This is a genomic window from Janibacter zhaoxuefangae (assembly GCF_050271985.1).
Taxonomy (GTDB): domain Bacteria; phylum Actinomycetota; class Actinomycetes; order Actinomycetales; family Dermatophilaceae.
The window spans coordinates 1,123,374-1,144,506 of record NZ_CP189849.1 but is presented as its reverse complement, the minus strand read 5'-3'; the positions used below and the strand labels follow the sequence as shown (position 1 = coordinate 1,144,506).

General features: G+C 72.2%; 19 protein-coding genes, 3 tRNA genes and 1 pseudogene. 8 read left to right on the top strand and 15 right to left on the bottom strand.

What is annotated here, in order from left to right:
* Positions 1 to 24: 24 nt before the first annotated feature.
* The 8 genes from ACQBAS_RS05400 to ACQBAS_RS05365 all read right to left on the bottom strand — a co-directional run bounded on the left by ACQBAS_RS05400 (position 25) and on the right by ACQBAS_RS05365 (position 5,808).
* Positions 25 to 654, bottom strand: coding sequence for a PGPGW domain-containing protein (locus ACQBAS_RS05400; protein WP_427385359.1), 630 nt, complete (start codon positions 652 to 654; stop codon positions 25 to 27).
* A complete protein-coding gene (locus tag ACQBAS_RS05395; protein WP_427385358.1) occupies positions 651 to 1,496 on the bottom strand; it encodes an aminotransferase class IV in 846 nt (281 codons plus the stop codon). Before ACQBAS_RS05395 ends, ACQBAS_RS05400 begins: the two co-directional genes overlap by 4 nt.
* Positions 1,493 to 2,560: a chorismate-binding protein gene (locus ACQBAS_RS05390; RefSeq protein WP_427385357.1), complete on the bottom strand. Its 1,068-nt coding sequence runs from the start codon at positions 2,558 to 2,560 to the stop codon at positions 1,493 to 1,495. Before ACQBAS_RS05390 ends, ACQBAS_RS05395 begins: the two co-directional genes overlap by 4 nt.
* 16 nt (positions 2,561 to 2,576) lie before the next feature.
* The gene (locus tag ACQBAS_RS05385) at positions 2,577 to 4,355 is read right to left on the bottom strand and encodes a glycoside hydrolase family 35 protein (RefSeq protein ID WP_427385356.1); all 1,779 of its coding nucleotides are present in this window, start codon (positions 4,353 to 4,355) and stop codon (positions 2,577 to 2,579) included.
* Between the two features lie 138 nt (positions 4,356 to 4,493).
* Positions 4,494 to 4,568, bottom strand: a tRNA-Val gene (locus ACQBAS_RS05380).
* Between the two features lie 18 nt (positions 4,569 to 4,586).
* Positions 4,587 to 4,657 (bottom strand) — tRNA-Cys (locus ACQBAS_RS05375).
* A gap of 23 nt (positions 4,658 to 4,680) precedes the next feature.
* Positions 4,681 to 4,753, bottom strand: a tRNA-Gly gene (locus ACQBAS_RS05370).
* Between the two features lie 146 nt (positions 4,754 to 4,899).
* Positions 4,900 to 5,808, bottom strand: a complete 909-nt coding sequence (locus tag ACQBAS_RS05365) for a YihY/virulence factor BrkB family protein (protein WP_427385355.1) — start codon at positions 5,806 to 5,808, stop codon at positions 4,900 to 4,902.
* Between the two features lie 44 nt (positions 5,809 to 5,852).
* On the opposite strand from ACQBAS_RS05365, the pseudogene ACQBAS_RS05360 reads away from it, so the two are divergent.
* Both ACQBAS_RS05360 and ACQBAS_RS05355 read left to right on the top strand, forming a co-directional pair.
* Positions 5,853 to 6,047 (top strand): annotated as a pseudogene (locus tag ACQBAS_RS05360) (DNA alkylation response protein); the annotation flags it as partial.
* 49 nt (positions 6,048 to 6,096) lie between these two features.
* Positions 6,097 to 7,509, top strand: coding sequence for an acyl-CoA dehydrogenase family protein (locus ACQBAS_RS05355; protein ID WP_427385354.1), 1,413 nt, complete (start codon positions 6,097 to 6,099; stop codon positions 7,507 to 7,509).
* Positions 7,510 to 7,543: 34 nt separating this feature from the next.
* Here ACQBAS_RS05355 and ACQBAS_RS05350 read toward each other — a convergent pair whose 3' ends face one another.
* Positions 7,544 to 8,518, bottom strand: coding sequence for a polyphosphate kinase 2 family protein (locus ACQBAS_RS05350; protein ID WP_427385353.1), 975 nt, complete (start codon positions 8,516 to 8,518; stop codon positions 7,544 to 7,546).
* Between the two features lie 80 nt (positions 8,519 to 8,598).
* Between ACQBAS_RS05350 and ACQBAS_RS05345 the strand changes: the two genes are divergently transcribed.
* Positions 8,599 to 9,318, top strand: a complete 720-nt coding sequence (locus ACQBAS_RS05345) for a dihydrofolate reductase family protein (protein WP_427385352.1) — start codon at positions 8,599 to 8,601, stop codon at positions 9,316 to 9,318.
* A 34-nt stretch (positions 9,319 to 9,352) separates the two neighbouring features.
* Here ACQBAS_RS05345 and ACQBAS_RS05340 read toward each other — a convergent pair whose 3' ends face one another.
* A complete protein-coding gene (locus ACQBAS_RS05340; protein WP_427385351.1) occupies positions 9,353 to 10,567 on the bottom strand; it encodes an alpha/beta hydrolase family protein in 1,215 nt (404 codons plus the stop codon).
* Between the two features lie 104 nt (positions 10,568 to 10,671).
* Here ACQBAS_RS05340 and ACQBAS_RS05335 point away from each other — a divergent pair, with 104 nt between their 5' ends.
* Entirely contained in the window at positions 10,672 to 11,700 is a 1,029-nt protein-coding gene (locus ACQBAS_RS05335) for an ATP-dependent DNA ligase (RefSeq protein WP_427385584.1), read from the top strand.
* Between the two features lie 38 nt (positions 11,701 to 11,738).
* Here ACQBAS_RS05335 and ligD read toward each other — a convergent pair whose 3' ends face one another.
* Positions 11,739 to 12,791: a non-homologous end-joining DNA ligase gene (ligD, locus tag ACQBAS_RS05330; protein ID WP_427385350.1), complete on the bottom strand. Its 1,053-nt coding sequence runs from the start codon at positions 12,789 to 12,791 to the stop codon at positions 11,739 to 11,741.
* A gap of 51 nt (positions 12,792 to 12,842) precedes the next feature.
* Between ligD and msrB the strand changes: the two genes are divergently transcribed.
* The gene (gene msrB, locus ACQBAS_RS05325) at positions 12,843 to 13,259 is read left to right on the top strand and encodes a peptide-methionine (R)-S-oxide reductase MsrB (protein WP_427385349.1); all 417 of its coding nucleotides are present in this window, start codon (positions 12,843 to 12,845) and stop codon (positions 13,257 to 13,259) included.
* 84 nt (positions 13,260 to 13,343) lie between these two features.
* On the opposite strand, the gene ACQBAS_RS05320 is transcribed toward msrB, so the two are convergent.
* A complete protein-coding gene (locus ACQBAS_RS05320) occupies positions 13,344 to 14,375 on the bottom strand; it encodes a type IV toxin-antitoxin system AbiEi family antitoxin domain-containing protein (protein WP_427385348.1) in 1,032 nt (343 codons plus the stop codon).
* A gap of 249 nt (positions 14,376 to 14,624) precedes the next feature.
* Positions 14,625 to 16,052 carry a protoporphyrinogen oxidase gene (hemG, locus tag ACQBAS_RS05315; RefSeq protein WP_427385347.1) on the bottom strand — a complete coding sequence of 476 codons (1,428 nt, stop codon included), beginning with the start codon at positions 16,050 to 16,052 and terminating at the stop codon, positions 14,625 to 14,627.
* Between the two features lie 114 nt (positions 16,053 to 16,166).
* Between hemG and ACQBAS_RS05310 the strand changes: the two genes are divergently transcribed.
* On the top strand, positions 16,167 to 17,210 hold the full coding sequence (locus tag ACQBAS_RS05310; protein ID WP_427385346.1) for a DUF4349 domain-containing protein: 1,044 nt from the start codon (positions 16,167 to 16,169) through the stop codon (positions 17,208 to 17,210).
* 77 nt (positions 17,211 to 17,287) lie between these two features.
* On the opposite strand, the gene hemE is transcribed toward ACQBAS_RS05310, so the two are convergent.
* Together hemE and ACQBAS_RS05300 are read right to left on the bottom strand one after the other, a co-directional pair.
* On the bottom strand, positions 17,288 to 18,322 hold the full coding sequence (gene hemE, locus ACQBAS_RS05305; protein WP_427385345.1) for a uroporphyrinogen decarboxylase: 1,035 nt from the start codon (positions 18,320 to 18,322) through the stop codon (positions 17,288 to 17,290).
* Positions 18,323 to 18,346: 24 nt separating this feature from the next.
* Positions 18,347 to 19,171, bottom strand: a complete 825-nt coding sequence (locus ACQBAS_RS05300; RefSeq protein WP_427385344.1) for an EamA family transporter — start codon at positions 19,169 to 19,171, stop codon at positions 18,347 to 18,349.
* A 62-nt stretch (positions 19,172 to 19,233) separates the two neighbouring features.
* Between ACQBAS_RS05300 and ACQBAS_RS05295 the strand changes: the two genes are divergently transcribed.
* Both ACQBAS_RS05295 and ACQBAS_RS05290 read left to right on the top strand, forming a co-directional pair.
* The gene (locus ACQBAS_RS05295) at positions 19,234 to 19,818 is read left to right on the top strand and encodes a DUF3000 domain-containing protein (protein ID WP_427385343.1); all 585 of its coding nucleotides are present in this window, start codon (positions 19,234 to 19,236) and stop codon (positions 19,816 to 19,818) included.
* Between the two features lie 7 nt (positions 19,819 to 19,825).
* A complete protein-coding gene (locus tag ACQBAS_RS05290; protein WP_427385342.1) occupies positions 19,826 to 21,070 on the top strand; it encodes an HRDC domain-containing protein in 1,245 nt (414 codons plus the stop codon).
* Positions 21,071 to 21,133: the final 63 nt, after the last annotated feature.

Sequence of the window (21,133 nt, the reverse complement as noted above, 5' to 3'; positions counted from 1 at the left end):
CGTGCCCAGCGTCGCCCGCCGTGATCAGCCCAGGCCGGGCAGGCGGATGAGTTGCTGCTCGAGGACGTCCGGGGTCCAACTGGGCACGCCGGTGAGGAGCAGCGCGCAATAGAAGCAGAACCAGCCGAAGGCGGCCGACGCGAGCAGGAGCGGCACCTTCGCCGTCCACGGCAGTGCGCGGCTGTACTGCTCGAACGCCTTGACCTCGGCCTTGAGGAACTGGGTCACCTTGCGGGCCCACATGAACTCGGTGCTCCACAGGAAGAGGCCGACGAAGATGATCGCCCAGCCCGGCCCCACGAGCGGGACCATCGGGACGCCGGCGAGGATGAGAGCCAACCCCACGACGGCGATGACGACGCGATACGCCACGGCCGTGACCGGGTTGCTCCGCAGCGCGCGACGCCACCGGATGGGGTCCTCGAAGTCGTCGAGGCGCCCGTTCTCGCCGAACCGCTCCAGCAGCTCCTGCCGCACAATCGCGTGGTGCTCGGCCCGGATGTCGCGATAGCCCCGCCGATGGCCCTGATGGTCTCGACCGGCACCCGGCTCGGCGTCGTCGGGCGTCGGGATGCCGTCGGCCCCGGCCGTGCCATCGGAGGTCGCGGGGCCGTCGGGCGTCGTCTCCTCCGGCACGACCCCCTCCCGACTCACGGGTCCAGCCGCTCCGCGGCGAACCGCGCGAAGGCGGCCGCGGCCGCCTTCGTCACCGGACCGGGCGCGCCGAACTCGACATCGTCGACAGCGTGGATCGGCAGGACGTCCTTCGTCGAACTCGTGATGAAGACCTCGTCGGCCTCCCGCAGGGCCCCGAGCGGCACCGTCTCCTCACGCACCTCGAGGCCGGCCTCGCGGCTCCACTCGATGACGAGCTCGCGCGTGATGCCCGCCAGGCAGCCCGACTCCAGCGGCGGAGTGAGGATCGCGCCGTCGCGCACGAGGAAGACGTTGGAGCCCGTCGCCTCGCACAGCTCTCCTCGGTTGTTGCCGAAGATCGCCTCGATGGCGCCGCGCTCCTTCGCCGCGGCCAGTGCCACGACGTTCTCCGCATAGGAGGTCGTCTTGAGGCCGGCGACGGCGGAGCGCTCGTTGCGGGTCCACTCGACGATGTGCACGGAGGCGCTCTCCGGGGGCCGCGGGAAGGCGGCCGCGGTGACGATGTAGGTCAGCGGCGAGTCGTCGCGGTCGGACCCGAGCGGGCCGGCGCCGCCGGTGACGGTGTAGCGGAGGCGACCGAACTCGATCTCCTCCCCCGCCGCGAGGACGGCCTCGACACCTTCGGCGATCCGGTCGTGGTCGGGCGCCGTCAGGCCGAGACCGGCCATGGTCCGGTCGAGCCGGGCGAGGTGACGCCGGCCGGCGAAGATCCGACCGTGGTCGATCTTGGCCGTCTCGAAGGCCCCGTCACCGACCGTCACGCCGTGATCGAGGGCGCCGATCACGGGATCGCCCTCGCCCACGAGCCGACCATCCACCCACACACGCACACCACTCATGACGCCACCTTCTCACTGGCGAGACGGATGAGTCTCGCGGCTTTCAGCTCGGTCTCCGACCATTCTCCACCGGGGTCGCTGCCCCAGGTGATACCGGCCCCCGTGCCGAAGCGCAGCACGCGACCGGAGGGACCGTCCGTCGACCAGAACGTGCGGATCCCCACGGCGAGTTCCGCGGTGCCCGCGTCGGCATCGATCCACCCGATGGCCCCGCAGTACGGCCCCCGCGGCGCCGGCTCCAGGTCGCCGATGATCCGCAGCGCCGACGACTTGGGAGCGCCGCTGACCGACCCCGGCGGGAAGGTCGCCGCGAACACGTCGGCCCACGTCGTCCCCGCCCGCAGCCGGCCGGCGACGTCCGTGACGAGGTGAACGAGGCCGGGGTGCTCCTCCGGGGCGCAGAGCCGCTCGACGGCCACCGTGCCCGGCTCGCACACCCGGGAGAGGTCGTTGCGGATGAGGTCGGCGATCATGACGTTCTCGGCGACGTCCTTGGGCAGCATCTCCGCCAGGGTGGGCGCCGTGCCCTTGATCGGGCTCGAGACGATCCGCTCCCCGTCCCGCCGCAGGTAGGCCTCCGGGCTCGCGCACACGACGTCCAGTCCGGCCTCGGGCACGACGATCCGACCCGCGAAGGGGGCCGGGTTCGCGGCCCGCAGCCGCGCGGCGAGTCCGTCGAGGTCCGCCCCCGGCGGGAGGTCGTGCTCGAGGACGCGGCAGAGATTGACCTGATAGACGCTGCCGTCCGCGATGTGCTCGCGGATCCGCTCGACGCCGGCGGTGTACGCCGCGCGGTCGAGGCTCGTGCGCCAGGGTCCGTCCAGCCCCGGCCACGCGGGTGTCTCGGGTGTCTCGGGCGTCTCGGCCCGGACGTCGCCCCGTGCCTCGGTGTCGGCCCGGGATTCAGGCAGCACCTCTGTCCGCGTGAACCGAACCGCCGTGAACTCCCCTTCGAAGGTCGCCACGACCGCCCACGAGCCCGACTGGACGTCGGCCGGGTCGTGCGTGATCGCGGCGACGCCCGTCAGGACGCGCTGACCGAACTGAGCCCTGCCCGTGTCCACGGCGGCTGGCGCTCCCCTAGTTGCCGAGGTCGGGTTCGGCGCGCAGCTCCACCGTCGTGCCCGGTGACGCCATCTCGAGGACGACGACCTCGTTGTCCCCGGCCCGCCAGAGCGCGGCCGGGGCGTACAGAGTCACCTGCGGACCCACGTCCCAGTAGCGGCCGAGGAGGAAGCCGTTGAGCCAGACGAACCCCTTCGTCCATCCGGGCAGCGCGACGAACCCGTCGGCGGGCTCGGGCACGCTCAGCGTCGTCCGGGCGAAGACGGGACCGGCCGCCCCGGCCTCGTCCGCGAAGGGCAGTCCGTCGGTGAAGCCGGGCGCGTCGAGCCGGATGGCGTGGCTGTCCCAGCCGTGGATGTGCCGGTGCGCGAGCCGGAAGGCGCGCACGCCCTTGCGCTCGCCGAGCATGGCGGCGAAGTTGATCCGCCCCTGGTTCTCGACGACGACGTCGAGGGCCGTGCGGGACCCGTCGACGCGGGGGCTCAACGGGAGCGCGTGCTGCTCGTCGTTGCGGTCGATCACGCCGAGCACCTCCCCGTCGGCGATGACCGTGGCGCGGTCGGCCAGCCCATCGAGGACGAGGTCGCGGCCGTCCGGCGGCACGAGGACGGAGCCGCGATAGAACACGAGGCCGTGGTCCTGGTCCAGGTCCTCCATCGACAGCGGGAGCGGGGCGTGCCGCGCACCCTCGGGGGCCACGACGTCGAGGCAGTCGCGCAGCGCGACCCAGCCGTCGATCGTCGCCTCCTGCGCCGCGAGCCGCTCCGGCAGCGCCGGCGCCTCCGGCAACGGACCCGGCACGTAGCGCGCGATGACGTCGCGGAAGAGCTCGAACTTGCGGGTCAGTTCACCGGCCTCCCCCACGGCCGCGTCGTAGTCGTAGCTCGTGACGGTCGGCTGGAGCTTGCCGTCCTCGACGTTGCAGCCGTTCCACAGCCCGAAGTTCGTGCCGCCGTGGGCCATGTAGAAGTTGACGCTGGCCCCCGCGGAGAGCATGTCGTCGAGCACCTGCGCCGCGTCCTGCGGGTCGCGGGCGTGATGCGGCTCGCCCCAGTGGTCGAACCAGCCGTTCCAGTACTCCATGCACATGTCCGGCCCCTCGGGCTGGACCTTGCGGAGCTCGGCAAAGGCCTCCTGCGAGCGGGAGCCGAAGTTGGCGGTCGCGAGGACGCCGGGGATCGTGCCCGAGTGCAGCCAGTCCGGTCTGGCGCCGTCGGAGGTGAAGAGGAGCACGTCGACACCCCGGTCGACGAGCGCCCGCCGGCAGTGCTCGAGGTAGGCGGCGTCGTCGCCGTAGGAGCCGTACTCATTCTCGATCTGGACCGCGACGACGGGTCCCCCGTTGGTCGCGAGCAGCGGCAGCATGACCGGCACGACCGCGTCGAACCACGTGTCGAGCGCGGCGAGGTAGTCCGGGTCGGACGCGCGCAGAGCCGCCGGGGCGTCCTTCATGAGCCAGGCCGGCAGGCCGCCGAAGTCCCACTCGGCGCAGATGTACGGCCCGGGCCGAAGGATGACGTCGAGCCCGAGGTTGCCGGCGATCCGGACGAAGGCGGCGAGGTCGCGCGGGCCGGTGAAGTCCACCTGGCCGCGGGTGCGCTCGTGGTAGTTCCACGCGACATAGGTCTCGACCGTGTTGAGCCCCATGGCCCGCAGCCGACGCAGCCGGTCCTCCCACAGGCTCGGGTGGACCCGGAAGTAGTGGATGGCGCCGCTGATGATCTGGTGCGGCTGTCCGTCGCGCAGAAAGGAGCCGCCGCCCGTCGTGAGGAGGGGGCGTGACGTGGGACTCATGGCGCACGATCCTACGGATGATCGAGGTCCGGCTTCGGCTGGGGCGTCCCTCGGCGAACACGCGCTCCACCGGATGCTCCTGACGCACCTGTGACGCACGAAGCCCCCGGCCGTGGAGGGCCGGGGGCTTGTTCGTGCTGGTGGGCGATACTGGGTTTGAACCAGTGACCTCTTCCGTGTCAAGGAAGCGCGCTACCGCTGCGCCAATCGCCCGTGAGGGGTCTTTCATCGAGGTGGAGACGGGATTTGAACCCGTGTACACGGCTTTGCAGGCCGTTGCCTCGCCTCTCGGCCACTCCACCACTGGGGGCGGCTAAACCCTCCGAGCGGATGACCGGGTTCGAACCGGCGACCTCAACCTTGGCAAGGTTGCGCTCTACCAACTGAGCTACATCCGCACAATCCTCGGGGGCTTTCGCTCCCTTGGGTGCGGACAGACATTAGCCCACATCCCTCGCGAAAACCAAACTGAGCGTGAACACCGCCCCCCGGCCCCGATCCGACGGCGCCACAACGTCCCTCGCACGGACGAGACGAGTCGGGATCAGTCGGCCGCGATGCTCCGGTCCGCGTCCATGATCGGGAAGCGCGACCGGATGACGGCGTTGAAGGCCGCCCCCACGAGGATCGACAGGGCGAGGAAGTAGAGCCAGATGAGCAGCACGATGGGTGTGCTCAACGGTCCGTAGATCGACGTCCCGCCGAGCGACATCTCGATCATCAGCCGCATCCCCCACGAGACGGCGGCCCACAGCAGAAGCGTGAGCAGCCCGCCAGGGAGGTCTCTCCGCCAGCGAGACCGCTGCGGTGTCGCGATGTGGAAGAGGGTCGTGATGCTGACGACGGCGAGCACCGAGACGACGGGCCAGTAGAGCAGCGCAAGCCAGGAGGCCTGCTCCGGCAGCAGCGCGGCGAGCCAATCCGGACCGATGAGCAGCAGCGGCATGAGGACGACGCTCGAGGCGATCGCCCCGAAGTAGATCGACAGGCTCATCACACGGGTCTGCACCATGCCGCGGGCGCCGCCCTGGCCGTACATGATGGCGATGGTGTCGAGGAGCACGTTGAGCATCCGCGAGCCCGACCACAGGGACAGCAGGAACCCCACGGAGATGAGGTCGGAACGGCCCGCGCTGAAGACGTCGTCGACGGTCGGGCGCAACAGCGAGTCGATGATCTCGGGCGTGAAGACCCGGCTGGCGTAGTCGGCGATCCGTTCCGTCACCCGGGCGACGTTGTCCTCGCCGATGAGATCGCCGACGTAGCCGACGCCGCCGAAGACCCCGAGCAGGACCGGCGGCAGCGACAGCAGCGCGAAGTAGGCCGCCTCCGTCGCGAGGCCCGTCGCCCGGTGACGCTGACAGATGCGGACCGTCGCGGTGATCAGCTCACCGAGCGCCACACCTCCGGGCACGGGGGCGAGCCACCGCCGGAACGTCTGCCCGAACCACATGGCGCCAACCTATCGGGCTGGGAGCCGCGACCTATCCTGACCCGATGGCGACACACCGCGTGGTCAACCAGGTCCCGCCGATGACCGGACACAACACCTTCCGCAGCGATCCGCTGCTCGGCGAGGCCGTCGACCGGTGGATCCCGGAAGGGGAACGCCCCGCCGCGATCGACGAGCTCACCGAGCTGGGCGCGATCGCCGGCAGCGAGAAGGCCCGGATCTGGGCCGAGCAGGCCGACACCAACCCGCCACGGCTGCGCACGCACGACCGCTGGGGCCACCGCGTCGATGAGGTCGAGTCTCCACCCGGCGTGGCACGACCTCATGGACACGGCGGTCGGCGCGGGCCTCACCGCCGAGCCGTGGACGCGCCCCCTCGGCAGCGGCGCCCACGTCCGCCGCGCCGCCGGCTACCTCGCGTGGACCGGCGTCGAAGCGGGCCACGGCTGCCCCGTGACGATGACGTACGCCGCCGTGCCGGCCCTGCGCCACTCCCCCGACCTCGCCGCGGCGTGGGAGCCCAAGCTTGCCTCGCGCACCTACGACTTCGGGCTGCGCGACGTCACCGACAAGGACGGCGCCATCGCCGGCATGGGCATGACCGAGAAGCAGGGAGGCTCCGACGTCCGCAGCAACGAGACGACCGCGGCCCGCGTGGCGGACGGACCACTCGCCGGCGACACCCACCGGCTCACCGGCCACAAGTGGTTCACCTCCGCGCCGATGAGCGACGCCTTCCTCGTCCTTGCCCAGACGCCCGCAGGTGTCTCGTGCTTCCTCGTCCCGCGCGTCCTCGGCGATGGCACGCGCAACCCCTTCGCCCTCCAGCGACTCAAGGACAAGCTGGGCGATCGCTCCAACGCCAGCAGCGAGGTCGAGTTCGACGGCACGTGGGGAACCCTCGTCGGTGAGGAGGGTCATGGTGTGCGGACGATCATCGACATGGTCGGCGCGACCCGCCTCGACTGCGTCCTCGGATCTGCCGCGACGATGCGGGCGGCCCTCGTGAGCGCCGTGCACCACACGAGCCACCGGAGCGCCTTCGGCCGGCTGCTCGTCGACCAACCGCTGATGCGCAACGTCCTCACCGACCTGGTCCTCGAGTCCGAGGCTGCGTCCCTGCTCGGCCTGCGCCTGGCCACCGCGGTCGACGGCGGCGAGGTCGACCTGGCGCGGATCGGCGTGGCCGTCGGGAAGTACCACGTGTGCAAGCGCACCGCCCCGATGATCGCGGAGGCGCTGGAGTGCCTCGGCGGCAACGGTTACGTCGAGGAGCACGGCCTCGCGCGGCTCTATCGTCAGGCGCCGCTCAACTCGATCTGGGAGGGCTCGGGCAACGTCAATGCCCTCGACGTGTTGCGGGCCGCGACGCGGGAGCCGGCTGCCGTGGCGGCCCTGGTGGCGGAACTCGACCTCGCGCGCGGCGCCGACGCCACCCTCGACCGGGCCATCGACGAGGCTCGCGCAAGCCTCGGGTCGTTGCGCCCCGAGGATGCCGAGACCGACGCCCGCCGCCTCGTCGAGCGACTCGCCGTCACCCTGCAAGCCGCGCTCATGGTGCGCCACTCCCCCACGGCGATCGCGGCCGCCTTCGTCCGCAGTCGGCTCGGTGGCGAGCACGGCATGAGCTTCGGGACCCTGCCCACCGACGTGGTGCGATCCGCGTCCGGGGACGCGATCGCCCGGGCCACCGTCTCCTGACGGCGCCCGGGCGAGGCGGTGGCGACCCGATCGATCAGGTCGCGGCGAGCCGCTCCTTCTGCTCCGCGACGTCGAAGGTGGCCTCGGGCCACTGCGGGTCGAGCGCCCGCAGGTGCTCGAGCAGGAGGTTCATCACGGCCAGCCGCGCGTACCACTTGCGGTCCGCCGGGACGACGAACCACGGCGCGGTGTCGGTGGACGTCTTGTCCAGCAGTGCCTGATACGCCTCCTGGTACTCCTCCCAGTGCGTGCGCTCGTCGATGTCGCCGGGGTTGAACTTCCAGTGCTTGTCCGGGCGCTCGAGTCGCTCACCCAACCGGGCCTTCTGCTCGTCGGAGCTGATGTGCAGCATCACCTTGATGATCGTCGTGCCCTGGTCGACGACCTTCTTCTCGAAGGTGTTGATCTGCCCGTAGCGTCGCATCCACTGCGCGCGCGGGATGAGGTCGTGGACGCGCACGATGAGGACGTCCTCGTAGTGCGAGCGGTCGAAGACGCCGATCAGCCCGGGCTTGGGCAGGGCGTTGCGGATGCGCCACAGGAAGGAGTGCTTGCGCTCCTCCGCGGTCGGCGCCTTGAACGCCCGCAGCGCGATCCCCTGCGGGTCCACGGCGCCGACGACGTGCCGCATGATCCCGCCCTTGCCGGACGTGTCCATGCCCTGGATGACGAGGAGCACAGCGTCCGTGCTGCCGCCCTTCGACGCTGCGAAGAGTCGCTCCTGGAGCTCGCTCACGCCGGCGGCGAGGGTCGCCATCGCCTCCTTGCCCGCGACCTTGTCCCCGTCGAAGCCGGGGGTCGAGCGCGGGTCGAGCGCGGCGAGGTCGAATCCCTCGCGCACGCGCAGCGCGTCCATGAACGAGCCGGGGACGACGTCGATCGCGTCGGCGATGGTCTCCTCCGCGGCCGTGGCGTCGACGGCGATCTCCTCCTTGAGCGTGGCGTCCTTCCCCGCCGCGCCCTTGCCCTCGGTGGTGTCCTTCTTCTTGCCTGCGTCCTTCTTGGCCATGTCGGCATCATGGCATTCCGGGCGCCGCAGAGGGGCCCGCAGCACCGGCGCTCTGGCGGCGCGGCAGGCACACTGGGCCCATGCGCCAACTCCTCCCCGTCCCGGCCACCGCGGGCGAGAGCCTCGACGACGACCGGCTCGCAGCGCTCTACGCCTTCCCCGACACGCCGACCCTGCGGACCAACTTCGTCACGACGCTGGACGGCGCCGCGACCGGCCACGACGGGCGTTCCGGGACGATCAACAACGCGGCCGACAACCGCGTCTTCGCCCTGCAGCGCACGCTCTGCGACGCCGTCCTCGTCGGCGCCGGGACGGCCCGCGCGGAGGGCTACGAGACCATCACCGCGGACGAGGTGAGCGAGCCGCCGCCGCTCGTGGTCGTCTCCCACTCGGGGTCGGTACCGGGCGGCCTGGCCATCACCGGCGATGGTCGCGGTCGCGGCGTCCTCGTGACCTGCCGCGCGGCGGGTGAAGCCGCACTCGACGCGGCCCGCGAGGCACTCGGCGAGGAGGACGTGTGGATCCTCGGCGACGACGCCGTCGACCTCTCGGCGGTGCGCGAGCGTCTGACGGCGCAGGGCCTGCGCCGGGTGCTGTGCGAAGGGGGCCCCAGCCTCCACGCCGATCTGCTCACCGCCGGGCTCGTGGACGAAGTGGCGCTGACGTGGGTGCCGCGCCTGCTCGGTGGCGACCACCCCCGGATGGCGCACGGCGCCGCCGTCGCGGGCGACGCGCGTCTCCTGTCGCTCCTCGAGGAGGACGGGACACTGCTCGGCCTGTGGTCGACGCGCCGCTGACCTCGCGGTTTGTCGAACTCGGCGTTGGACGAACTCAGTCGCGCACGAACTCGCGCACGACACGCTCCCAGCGGGCCGGGTCGACATTCCACTCCTTGCAGTGCCGTGCCAGTGACCACGGCTCGAAGCGGATGAGGTCCGGGCGGGCATCGGCCAGCGCCTCGGACTGCCCCACCGGGACGAACTCGTCGTCGCGGGAGTGGATGAGCAGGATCGGATGGTGCAGCTCCTCGGCGCGCGCCACCCAGTTGGTGCGGGCGACGTCGACGGGGTCGTGGACGCCGACGAGTCGCTTGGACCAGTTCCGACCCATCAGCTGCCGACTGAACCGGCCCATCCGATCGGGGACACGGTGCAGGCGCGCGTGGTGCTCGAGGACGTCGCCCCAGTCGACGACCGGACCGTCGAGGACGACCCGCGAGACCTTGTCCGCGAGCTCGGACTGGTCGAGGAACTGCAGCACGATGGCGCCGCCCATGGACCAGCCGACGAGGACGATCTCGGTCGCGCCCCGCGCCAGCGCGAGCCGGACGGCGTCCTCGATGTCGTGCCACTCGGACAGCCCGAGGTTGTAGCGCCCGTCCGGGCCCGACGGGGCGTCGCCGTCGTTGCGGTACGACGGCACGAGGCACGTCAGCCCCTCGGCGTGCAGGGCGGGAACCGCGCGCAGGGTCTCCTCGCGGGTGGCGCCGCGCCCGTGGACGAGGACGGCCCACCGGGTCGTCGGCTCCTCCGCGGGCACGATCCACGCCGGCATCGGTCCGAGCGCCGCGGGCACCGTGACGTCCTCGGTGGGCAGGCCCAGGGCGCGCTCGGGCGGGGCCGCGTGGAAGTAGGAGTCGAAGCGCGCGGGGCCGGGCTGGAGGACGCCGAAGTCGACACCCAGGAGCCGTCGGCGCACGGTGCCCGCGCGCCGGTTGACCTCAAGCACCTCACCGAACCGCAGGTGCCCCTTCCGCCCGTCGAACCACAGGCCGTAGCGACCGGGGACGAAGGTGTCGGGACCGACCTCGAGGGTGATGCTGTCGGTGTGGATGGCCCGGATGGCCGTGTCGTCGGGTCGGCGCCGATCGGGCGTGAGGACCCGCCGGGCGACGTAGGTGGCCAGGCCGACCCAGGCGGACGTGGCGCCGACCGCGGCCGACCCCGCCACGACGCCGGTGACGACACCAGCCTTGCGCACCCCGCGGTTCCGGGCGACCTTCCGCGGAGCCGAGCGCAGCGCGCGGGAGGCGCGTCGAGGGCTCACCCCGGGACGACTCTCACGCACACGACTGCTCACACCTCGACATTGTGGCAGGTCGGGCGACAATGTCCGATGTGGATCTCCCCGTGCAGCTGCCCCTCCAACCGATGCTCGCCAAGGCCGCGAAGGAGGTGCCCGCCGCGGACGCCGTGGCCGGTGGGTACGCCTACGAGCCGAAGTGGGACGGCTTCCGGTGCCTCGTGGCCCGGGACGGCGACGAGGTCGAGCTGATCAGCCGCGGCAGCAAGCCGCTCACGCGCTACTTCCCCGAGGTCGTCGAGGCCGTCAAGGAACACCTCCCCGAGCGCTGTCTCGTCGACGGCGAGATCGTCGTCCGGTCCGGGGATCCGGGCGCTCAGCACCTCTTCTGGGAGGCGCTGACGGCACGTATCCACCCGGCCGAGTCCCGGGTCCGCAAGCTGGCCGCGGAGACACCCGCGGAGGTCGTGTGCTTCGACCTGCTCGCCCTCGGCGACGACTCCTTGATCGAGGCCCCCTTCGCCGAGCGGCGTGCGGCGCTCGAGGAGGTGCTCCGGTCCCGGGTCGCGGGCTCCCCGATCCACCTGACGCGGATCACGCGCGACGCGGCGCTGGCGAGCGCATGGTTCGAGGAGTTCGAGGGGGCGGGGCTCGACGGCGTCGTGGCCAAGCCGCTCGCGGCGCCGTACACGCCCGGCAAGCGCACGATGGTCAAGGTCAAGCACTCACGCACCGCCGACGCCGTGCTCGTCGGCTACCGCGTGCACAAGTCGGGCCAGGGCGTCGGGTCGCTCCTGCTCGGCCTCTATGACGACGACGGCGTCCTGCGGAATGTCGGCGGCATCGCAGCCTTCACCAACGCCCGCCGACTCGAGCTCGTCGAGGAGCTCGCGCCCCTCGTCCGGCGCGACGAGGGCGGCGAGGTCGAGTCGGCGGCCACCGATCGGTCCCGCTTCTCCTCGAGCAAGGACGTCAGCTTCGTGCCGCTCGCTCCCGAGCGGGTCGTCGAGGTGCGCTTCGACCAGATGGAGGGGTGGCGCTTCCGGCACTCCGTCACGTTCCTGCGGTGGCGTCCCGACCGTGAGCCGCGCAGCTGCACCATCGACCAGGTCGATCGGGCCAGCGCCTACGACCTCTCCGAGGTGCTCACGGACTGACGGACCCGCGCGGGTCCGCCGTCAGCGGTCCTCGCCCGTCAGCGGTCCTCGGGGTCCGGCAGGTCGTTGCGCTTCTTGCTCGGCTGCACGCGCCGCGGCTCACCGGGCATCTTCGGGTAGTCGGGCGGGAAGTTGAGTTCGCCCAGCCCGCGCTCGAGGTCGGCCTCCCAGAGGGCGAGGGCCGTGGTGACGTCACCGACGCTCTCCCCCATCGCCGCCCACGCGTCACCGACCGCCGCGAGCCGGTCTGGGACGGTGTGCACCGTGAAGTCGCCCGGCGCGACGTCGGGCAACTCCTCCCACGACACGGGCGTCGAGACCGGGGCGCCCGGCAGCGGTCGCGGACTCCACGCCGACGCGATGGTCCGATCCCGGCAGGCCTGGTTGAAGTCGACGAAGATCTTGTCGCCGCGCTCCTCCTTCCACCACGACGTCGTCACGAGGTCGGGCAGGCGGCGCTCGAGTTCGCGGGCGATGCCGATGACGCCATGTCGGACGTCGAGGAACTCGTGGGTGGGGGCGATCCGGGCGAAGACGTGCACGCCCCGGTTGCCGGAGGTCTTGGCGAACCCGGTGAGGCCGATGTCGGACAGCTCCTCGCGCAGCGCGAGGGCGGCCTCCACGACGTCGCCGAAGGTGCGTCCCGGCTGGGGATCGAGGTCGATCCGCAGCTCGTCGGGGTTGTCGTTGTCAGCGGAGCGCACGGGCCACGGGTGCAACGTGATGGTGTTCATCTGGACGGCCCACACGGCCGTGGCCACCTCGTCGATGACGAGTTGCGAGTGGGAGCGCCCGCTCGGGTAGGTGCACATCGTCGTGCCCGCCCACTCCGGCATGCCGCGCGGCGGGTTCTTGGCGTAGAACTCCTCGCCCTCGATGCCCGAGGGGAAGCGCTGCAAGGTCACCGGCCGGTCCCCCACGGCCCGCAGGAGCGGCTCGCCGACGGCGATGACGTAACGCGCCAGGTCGACCTTCGTGATCGCCGGCCCCGCCTCCGTCGCCGGCCACAGCACCCGGTCGGGGCTCGACACCCGCACGGCGCGCGTGACGCCGCCCGGTCCGGCGACGTCCAGGGTCTCGGCAGCGCTCATGCGCCGAGGCTACCGGTGCGGCGCGGCGGGGTCAGGTGTCATGATCGAGGCATGGAGCAACCGCGCGAGTACCCGGTCAGCAAGTCGGACGAGCAGTGGCGCGAGGAGCTCAGCCCCGCCGAGTTCCACGTCCTGCGCGAGGCCGGCACCGAGCGTCCGTTCGTCGGCGAGTACACCGACACCACGACCGAAGGGGTGTACGCCTGTCGTGCCTGCGGCGCCGAGCTCTTCACGTCCGAGACGAAGTTCGAGAGCCACTGCGGCTGGCCCTCCTTCTATGCCCCGCTCGCGGGTGACTCGGTGGAGTACATCGAGGACACGACGATGGGCATGAAGCGCGTGGAGGTGCGCTGCGCGAGCTGCGGCGGTCACCTCGGGCACGTCTTCGAGGGCGAGGGCTACGGCACCCCGACCGACCAGCGCTACTGCATCAACTCGATCTCGATGACCCTGCGCCCGGCGAACTGACCGGCCGGCTTCCCCCCTTCGCCCCACGCCCGCGCCCCCGCCCCAACCCCCGCGTCACGCCCCACGCGTCACACCGATATCGGGTCACCCGATATCGGCAGCGTTACCCGGGTTCGCATGTCGGGTAACGCTGCGCAACTGGGGTGAAGCGGGCTGCGCCGCGCCCGGGACCCGCCCCTCGCGCCGGGCATCTGCGTAGCGCTGGACTTCGACCAACTCCCGCAGCGTCCCGATGAGCCAGGTCGGCGCCTCGAGGTCGGGCCACGTCACACGCACGAGCCGCCACCCGAGTCGGCGCAATGATTCCTCGCGCTTCTTCTCTGCCACCAGCGCCGCCGGACCACCCTCCCGGTACTTGACCATCCCGTCGAACTCGAGCAGCACCTTCGTGCCGCGGACGCGGAAGTCGGCCCGTGCCACGAGTCGACCGAGGTCATCGCGGATCTCCACCTGCGGGATGAGGTCAAGCCCGACGGTCGCCGCGACGATCCGCAGTCTCGACTCCCCAGGCGATTCGCTCCGTCCGTCGACGAAGTCGAGCATGGCCATCGCGCGGGACGAGCGCGGCCAGCCCCGCACCTCCCGGACACAGCGCTCCAGCTCGGAGCGCGTGACACGGCCCTCGTGCAGCGCATGGTCGGCCGAGACGACACCGGCGCTCATGCCGTTGTCGAGGGCCAACTGGACGAGTGCCCCAGCCAGGCTCTGGGCGTGGGCACCCCGACCGATCTGCATCGAGGGCGGACGCACGCGGAAGGAGTTCGTGAGCACCTCCGACGTCACCGGTCGGCACAGGAGCGCGCGATCCAGGGTGGCGCCCCAGATCTGGATTCCAGCCTCGGCGAGCCTGCTGACGCCCACAAGGCCGGCGTCGGGATAGAGGAGGAGCCCAGCCCGCGCGAGCAACAGGTGTCGCTCGATGGCTCGCTCGGGCAGCCGGCCGCCGACGACGTAGGCGCCTCGGCAAGCCCGCGCGATGTGCGAGCGGTCCAGCAGGCTGCGCAGGCCCGCCCGCCCGACGCCAGATCGCGCGGCCTGACGCGTCGTGAAGAGCCCATGTTGGGTGGCGCTGAGGGCGAGGAGTTCAGCGGGGACGGCGTCGAGGTCTGGGGACATGCCCCCGAGCGTGGCCGGACGGCGCGTCGCTGACGCGGGCCCGAGGGCGCGTGTGGGCGACCTTCGTCCGTCGTCATCGGGTGTGGACGAAGGTCGCTCGGCCGCTTCACCCGACAAACGTGCGCTTCACCCGACATGCGAAGTCGGGTAACGCAGCGAATATCGGGTGACCCGATATCGGTGTGACAGATGGGGCGAAGGCGGGAAGGGGCGTGGGGGACGGGGCGAAGGCGGGGAGGGGAAGGGGGGTCAGGCGCGGGGCGCCAGGTAGGCGAGCACGTCCGCGGCCGCGCGCTCCCCCGTCGTGATGACGGCCGCGATACCGACCCCGTCGTAGGCGGCTCCGGCGACGGCGAGCCCGGGGTGGCGCGCGACGTCGGCCCGGACGGTTGCGACCCGGTCGCGGTGTCCGACCGCGTACTGCGGCAGCCCCCCGCCCCACCGCTGCACGTGCGTGGCCACCGGCGCGGGCAACTGTCGTCCCAGCGCCTCACCGACTTCCGCGAGCGCCAGGGCGAGCAGGTCCTCGTCGTCGCGCTGGAGCGCCGCGACCTCCCCCGCCCGACCGATCGAGGCTCGGAGCAGGTAGAGGTCGGGGTCGGCCTCGTCGACCCAGGCCCACTTCCCTGACGAGAAGGTGCTCGCCTTGATGGTGTGGCCGTCGACGGACGGGACGAGGAAGCCGGACCCGGGCAGGTCGCCGACCTCGGTCCGCGGGAGCGCGAAGGTGAGGACGGCCATTGACGCCGACTCGATGCCCGCGAGTTCGGCCGCGGCCGCCGGTGCGACGTCGCGCAGGAGGCGCGACGCCGGCGCCGCCGGGACGGCGATGACGACGGCATCGGCCGACCACGATCGAGGGTCCGGCACCGGACCGGTCACGACCTCCCAGGCGTCGGCGCCGTCGACGGTGCGGCGGTGCAGTCCCCGCGCCGTCGTCGACAGCTCGATCCGTCCGCCACGGGCACGCACGTCGTCGGCGAGGGCGTCGGCCAGACCCCCGGTCCCGCCGACGAGCCCCAGCACCATCGGCTGCGAGGCGCCGGCGCCGCCGGACTCGCGCGTGGCGGAGCCGGCGCCGGCGACCGCTGCCGCGGCGTCGAGGAGCGACTCCCCCGTCACGGCTGCCGCGTGCAGCGCCGGCATGGTCGCCGCGAGCGACATGTCGTCCGGCCTCCCGGCATAGACCCCACCGAAGAGGGGCTCGACGATGCGGTCCACGACGGCCCGGCCCACCTGACCGGCGACGACTTCCGCCACGCTGGCGTCCCCGACGAGTGGGGTCACGGGTCGGCGCTCGGCCAGGCGGTCGACCTCGGCGTCGGTGAGCAGACCGCGAGCCGTCTCGGGGTCGCCGGGCACGCCCATGAGCGTGCCGCGCGGGACGGGGTGCAACCGGCCGCGTGACCAGATGGCCGCGGGCACCGGGCGCGGGTGGGTGATGAGGTCACCCAAACCCAGTCGGCGCAACCATGGGTCGGCGTCGGTGCCGCGGGCACGGATGGATTCGGCGCCGACGTCGGCCCGGACACCGGCGACCTCGGCGCGGTGGAGCTTGCCCCCCACGCGTGGGCTGCCCTCGAGAACGACGACGTCCGTGGCGGGATCCGCTTCGAGGAGGGCGCGGGCGCACGACAGCCCCGCCACCCCGGCTCCGATGACGATGACGCGCGACATGCCGCCACTGTGCCACCGGCGTGACCGCACCGTGACCCCGGGGAGGGAACCGGGGGCTGCCCGTGAGGCATCACACCCGACACAGCCACCGACCACCTTGGGAGGGACGTCGCCATGACGACCACACGCACCATTCGCATCGTTCGATCGAAGGCGGCCCTCGCGGCGGCCGCCGCCGCCGTCGTCCTCGCCGGGTGCTCCGGCGCAGAAGGCGGCGGATCCGACGCCGCGGTGTCCGACATGTCCCAGCAGCAGGCCGAGTCCGCCCCGCAGTCAGCGGACCAGCAGGCGTCGGATCAGCAGGCGGCCGGGCAGGAGTCGTCCGGGCAGAAGGCGAACGGCTCCGCCGGCCAGGCATCGGGCCAAGGTTCCACGGCGGCCGCGCCGAGGCCCCGCTCTGACGCCAAACTCGTGCGGGACGCCCGTCTGTCGCTCGAGGTCGACGACGTCACCAAGGCCGCCAATGAGGTGCGTGCGATCAGCCTCGCCACCGGCGGCACGCTCGTCTCCGAGTCCCTCGGCACGTCCTCGCCCTACCCGTACGGGTACGACTACGGGTCACCGGAGTCGGACACGGGCCAGCCAAGCGTGGGCGGCGGCTCGCCGGCTGGGGCAACGGCCCAGAACTACGGGGTGCTCGTCCTGTCCGTCCCGAGCAAGGATCTCGACCAGGTCGTGACGCGTCTGTCTCGGATCGGCGACGTCATCAGCCGCGACAGCAGCACCCAGGACGTCACCTGGGAGTACACCGACACCCAGTCGCGCCTGAAGACCATGGAGCGCAGCATCGCCCGAGTCCGCGCCCTCCTCGACGACGCGACGGCGCTCGAGCAGGTCATCACCCTCGAGAACGAACTCGCCCGACGCGAAGCGGACCTCGAGGCGCTGCAGTCGCAGTTCGACTCGCTGGCGGACCGGGTGTCGAGCTCGTCCGTCACGGTGAGCCTCACCACCGACCCCGCCCTCGTGAGCGCGGTGCCGGACGAGACCAGCACGCTCGGGAGCGCCTTCGCCGCCGGGTGGGACGCCTTCATGGGTGTGACCGCGTTGATCATCACCGCGCTCGGGGGCCTGCTGCCCCTGCTGGTGCTGCTCGCCCTGATCGGTGTCCCGCTCGTGCTGTTCGCGCGTCGCCGCGCCGCCAGGCGCTCGGCCTGACCCGACCGCAGCGCCCCATCCCCGGGTTTGGGACATCAGCGGTCCCCAACCCGGGGTGAGGTCAGCGGGCTCCTCGGTCAGCGAGCACTGATCTCGTGGACGAGGTCGACCACGCGGGTGAGGACCTCGGGGTCGGTGGTCGGCAGGACGCCGTGACCGAGGTTGAAGATGTGGCCCGGCGCCGCGCGACCTTCCTCGACGATCCGTCGGACCTCAACCTCGAGGGCCTCCCACGGCGCGAAGAGGAGCGCGGGGTCGAGGTTGCCCTGCACCGCATACGAGCCGTCGAGACGCGCGAGGGCGTCCGTGAGAGAGACCCGATAGTCGACCCCGACGACGTCGGCGCCGACCGCACCCATGGCCGGCAGCAGCTCGCCGGTCCCGACGCCGAAGTGGATCTTGGGCGCATCGAGCCCGTCGAGGTGGGCGAAGGTCGCCCGCGAGTGCGGGGCGACGAAGCGCTCGTAGTCGGCGAGCGGCAGGGCCCCGACCCAGGAGTCGAAGAGCTGCACGGCGCTCGCGCCGGCCTCGACCTGGACGCGCAGGAACGCACCGGAGATCGCCGCGAGTCGCTCGCACAGGTCCGACCACAGCTGCGGGTCGCCGTGCATGAGCGCCTTCGTGTGCTCGTGGTTGCGGCTCGGACCGCCTTCGACGAGGTAGGACGCCAGCGTGAAGGGGGCCCCGGCGAAACCGATCAGCGGGATCTCCCCGAGCTCCCCGACGATCTGGCGCACCGACTCGGTGATGTCCGGGACGAGGTCGGGCGTCAGCGGCGGCAGCCGGTCGAGGTCGGCGCGGCTGCGCACGGGCTGGGCCACGACCGGGCCGGTGCCCGGCACGATGTCGAGGTCGACGCCGACGGCCGCGAGCGGGACGACGATGTCGGAGAAGAAGATGGCGGCGTCGACGCCGTGGCGGCGCACCGGCTGGAGCGTGATCTCGGTGACGAGGTCGGGCGTACGGCACGCCTCGAGCATCGCGGTGCCCTCACGGACCTTGCGGTACTCCGGCAGGGACCGGCCCGCCTGCCGCATGAACCACACCGGCGTGTGGTCGACGGGCTGACGGCGGGCGGCGCGGACGAGGTTGCTCGACGAAGGGGTGGTCACGCGGGCGATCCTCCCACGGGCCGCTCAGGCACCGGCGAGGGTGGCGGCGCCGAGCATCGTCAGCGCGACCCCCCAGAGCTGGATCGGGCGCAGTCGCTCGTGCAGGAAGGCGCGCGCGAGCAGCACCGTGACGACGGGATAGAGCGACGCCAGGACGCTCACGACGCTGATGAGGCCCGACCCGGCGGCCAGCGCGAAGAGGACGTTGGCGGCGAGGTCGGCCAGGCCGACGCCCGCGAGCACCGGCAGGTCCCGGCGGGTGATCCCGCCCGTCGTGCGCAGCACGAGGGCGGCCGTGGCGAAGAGGGCCGCGGACGTCGTGCGCATGGCCCACAGGGTGTGCAGGAGCGAGTGCTCCGCGCCGAGGTCGAGGAAGACGAAGGTCAGGCCGAAGCCGACGCCGGCCAACGCGGCGAGCGCAACGGGGCGCGCCGAGACGCCCCCTTGCAGCTCCGGACCCGAGGCGAGGACCACCCCGATGACGGCGACGACGATCCCGACGATGGCGAGCGGTCCGGGGCGGTCCCCGGCAGCGAGGCCGACGACCACGGGCACGGCGACGCCCAGTGAGGCGATCGGGGCGACGACACCCATCGTTCCCGCCGCGAGCGCCGCGTAGAAGCAAATCAGGGCCCCCGCCCCGGTGAGCCCGGCAGCGATCCCGGGCAGACCCCACCCACCCCAGGAGAGGTCGCCGCGCACGAGGACGAGCGCGGTGAGGACGACGAAGGCGATGGCCTGGGACCAGCCGACGACCGCCGCTGCCGGTCGGCGCCGGGTGAGGAGGCCACCGACGAAGTCGGAGGTGCCCCAGACGAGTGAGGATCCGAGGCCGAGGAGGGCGAGCACGCGCCGACGGTACCCCGGCGTGGCATCGCAGGACCGGCCCGGTCGCGGCCTACCCTGCAGGCGTGGCTAGTCATTCGATCACCGGCGCACAGTCGCCGGACTTCGCGCAGGCCCTGCGCGGCCTGCACGCGGCACGGCTGCGGCCGGAGGTCCGGCTCACCGAGGTGCCCGCGCCCTCGCGCATCGCGCCCTACGCGGTGGCGATGACCGGCGACGTCATCGATGCGTCCGACGAGGACAACGAGCTCGCCACCGGGCGCTTCGTCCTCCTGCACGACCCCGCCGCCCCCGAGCCGTGGGCCGGCACGTGGCGTGTCGTCACCTTCTGCAGGGCCGAGCTCGAGCCCGAGCTGGCCAACGACCCCATGCTGGGCCGTGTCGGGTGGTCGTGGTTGACCGACTCCCTCGCCGACCACGGCCTCGACTACACGGCTGAGGCCGGAACGGTCACGCGCGTGGTCTCGGAGAGCTTCGCCGACCTGTCCGACCGCCCCGCCACCGTCGACATGGAGATCCGCGCGTCCTGGACGCCCGCAGGACCCGACGTCGGCGGGCACCTCGAGGCCTGGGCCGATCTGTTGTGCACGATCGGCGGGCTGCCGCCACTGCCGGACGGGGTCATCGCGCTCCCCGGACGTCGTCGCTGAGGCGCCCATGACCGACGACGAGACGGCCATCGCACCCGACGAACCCGAGGCTCCCCCGCCGCCCCCGACCGAGCGCCTCGAGGAGCCCGCCGAGGGCGTACCCCCGGTGCTCACCACCGAGCGTGAACTCATGGAGGCGGCCGACGCCATCGCCGGTGGCTACGGCCCAGTCGCGATCGACGCGGAGCGCGCGTCCGGCTACCGCTACGGACAGCGCGCCTACCTCGTCCAGTTGCGCCGCGAGGACTCCGGCACATGGCTCGTCGACCCGATCGCCCTGCCGGACCTCAGCCCGCTCAACGAGGCCATCGGCGGAGCCGAGTGGATCCTGCACGCCGCGACCCAGGACCTCGCCTGCCTCGCCGAGGTCGGCCTGCGTCCGCAGCAGCTCTTCGACACCGAGCTCGCGGCGCGCCTGCTGGGTCTCCCCCGGGTCGGCCTCGCCGCCGTCGTCGAGCACTACCTCGGGCTGGCGCTCGCCAAGGAGCACTCGGCCGTCGACTGGTCAACCCGTCCGCTGCCCGAGCCGTGGCTGCGCTACGCCGCGCTCGACGTCGAGGTGCTCGTCGAGGTCCGCAACCTCATGGGCGTCGACCTCGCCCAGCAGTCCAAGCACGAGTGGGCCCGCGAGGAGTTCGCCGCCCTCACGACGTGGACGCCGGCCGTCAAGACCGACCCGTGGCGTCGCACGTCGGGAGTCCACAAACTGCGTCAGCCGCGCCCGTTGGCCCTGGTGCGCGAACTCTGGGAGACCCGCGACCAGATCGCCCGTGAGCGCGACGTCTCCCCCGGTCGGATCATCCCCGACCAGGCGCTCGTCGACATCGCGACGGCCGTCCCCACGACCCCGGCCGACCTGCCCAGTGGGCACCGCGCCATCCAGCGCCACCAGCGCGCGTGGCTCGCGGCCGTGGCGCGCGCGAGCGAGCTTCCCGAGGACCAGCTGCCCGTTCCCGCCCCGCGCAACGACGGACCGCCCCCGCCGAAGGTGTGGGCCGACCGCGACCCCCTCGCGGCGGCGCGCCTGGCCGCGACGCGGGCCGAGCTGACCGCCTTCGCCACCGATCACACGATCCCGGTCGAGAACGTCTGCTCGCCCGACCCCCTTCGCCGCGTCGTGTGGACGCCGCCGGAGTCGTACACGGCCGACGCGTTCGCGCAGGCGCTCCGCTCCCACGGGGTCCGCGAGTGGCAGACACGGATCGTGTCGCCCATGCTTGAGCGGGCATTCGAGACCCACCCCGAGGACTGATCGACCGAACCTCGCTCCCCACCCCGGAGCACATCCACCCAGAGCGCTCACGTTGCGCTAACT

Coding starts and splice junctions, on each gene's coding strand:
- ACQBAS_RS05365 (WP_427385355.1), bottom strand. CDS start 5,808: ATGTGGTTCGGGCAGACGTTCCGGCGGTGGCTCGCCCCCGTGCCCGGA.
- ligD (WP_427385350.1), bottom strand. CDS start 12,791: ATGAGCGCTGCCGAGACCCTGGACGTCGCCGGACCGGGCGGCGTCACG.
- ACQBAS_RS05385 (WP_427385356.1), bottom strand. CDS start 4,355: ATGAGTCCCACGTCACGCCCCCTCCTCACGACGGGCGGCGGCTCCTTT.
- hemG (WP_427385347.1), bottom strand. CDS start 16,052: ATGTCGCGCGTCATCGTCATCGGAGCCGGGGTGGCGGGGCTGTCGTGC.
- ACQBAS_RS05345 (WP_427385352.1), top strand. CDS start 8,599: ATGCGCCAACTCCTCCCCGTCCCGGCCACCGCGGGCGAGAGCCTCGAC.
- ACQBAS_RS05355 (WP_427385354.1), top strand. CDS start 6,097: ATGAGGTCGAGTCTCCACCCGGCGTGGCACGACCTCATGGACACGGCG.
- ACQBAS_RS05335 (WP_427385584.1), top strand. CDS start 10,672: ATGCTCGCCAAGGCCGCGAAGGAGGTGCCCGCCGCGGACGCCGTGGCC.
- ACQBAS_RS05395 (WP_427385358.1), bottom strand. CDS start 1,496: ATGAGTGGTGTGCGTGTGTGGGTGGATGGTCGGCTCGTGGGCGAGGGC.
- ACQBAS_RS05290 (WP_427385342.1), top strand. CDS start 19,826: ATGACCGACGACGAGACGGCCATCGCACCCGACGAACCCGAGGCTCCC.
- ACQBAS_RS05320 (WP_427385348.1), bottom strand. CDS start 14,375: ATGTCCCCAGACCTCGACGCCGTCCCCGCTGAACTCCTCGCCCTCAGC.
- msrB (WP_427385349.1), top strand. CDS start 12,843: ATGGAGCAACCGCGCGAGTACCCGGTCAGCAAGTCGGACGAGCAGTGG.
- ACQBAS_RS05310 (WP_427385346.1), top strand. CDS start 16,167: ATGACGACCACACGCACCATTCGCATCGTTCGATCGAAGGCGGCCCTC.
- ACQBAS_RS05350 (WP_427385353.1), bottom strand. CDS start 8,518: ATGGCCAAGAAGGACGCAGGCAAGAAGAAGGACACCACCGAGGGCAAG.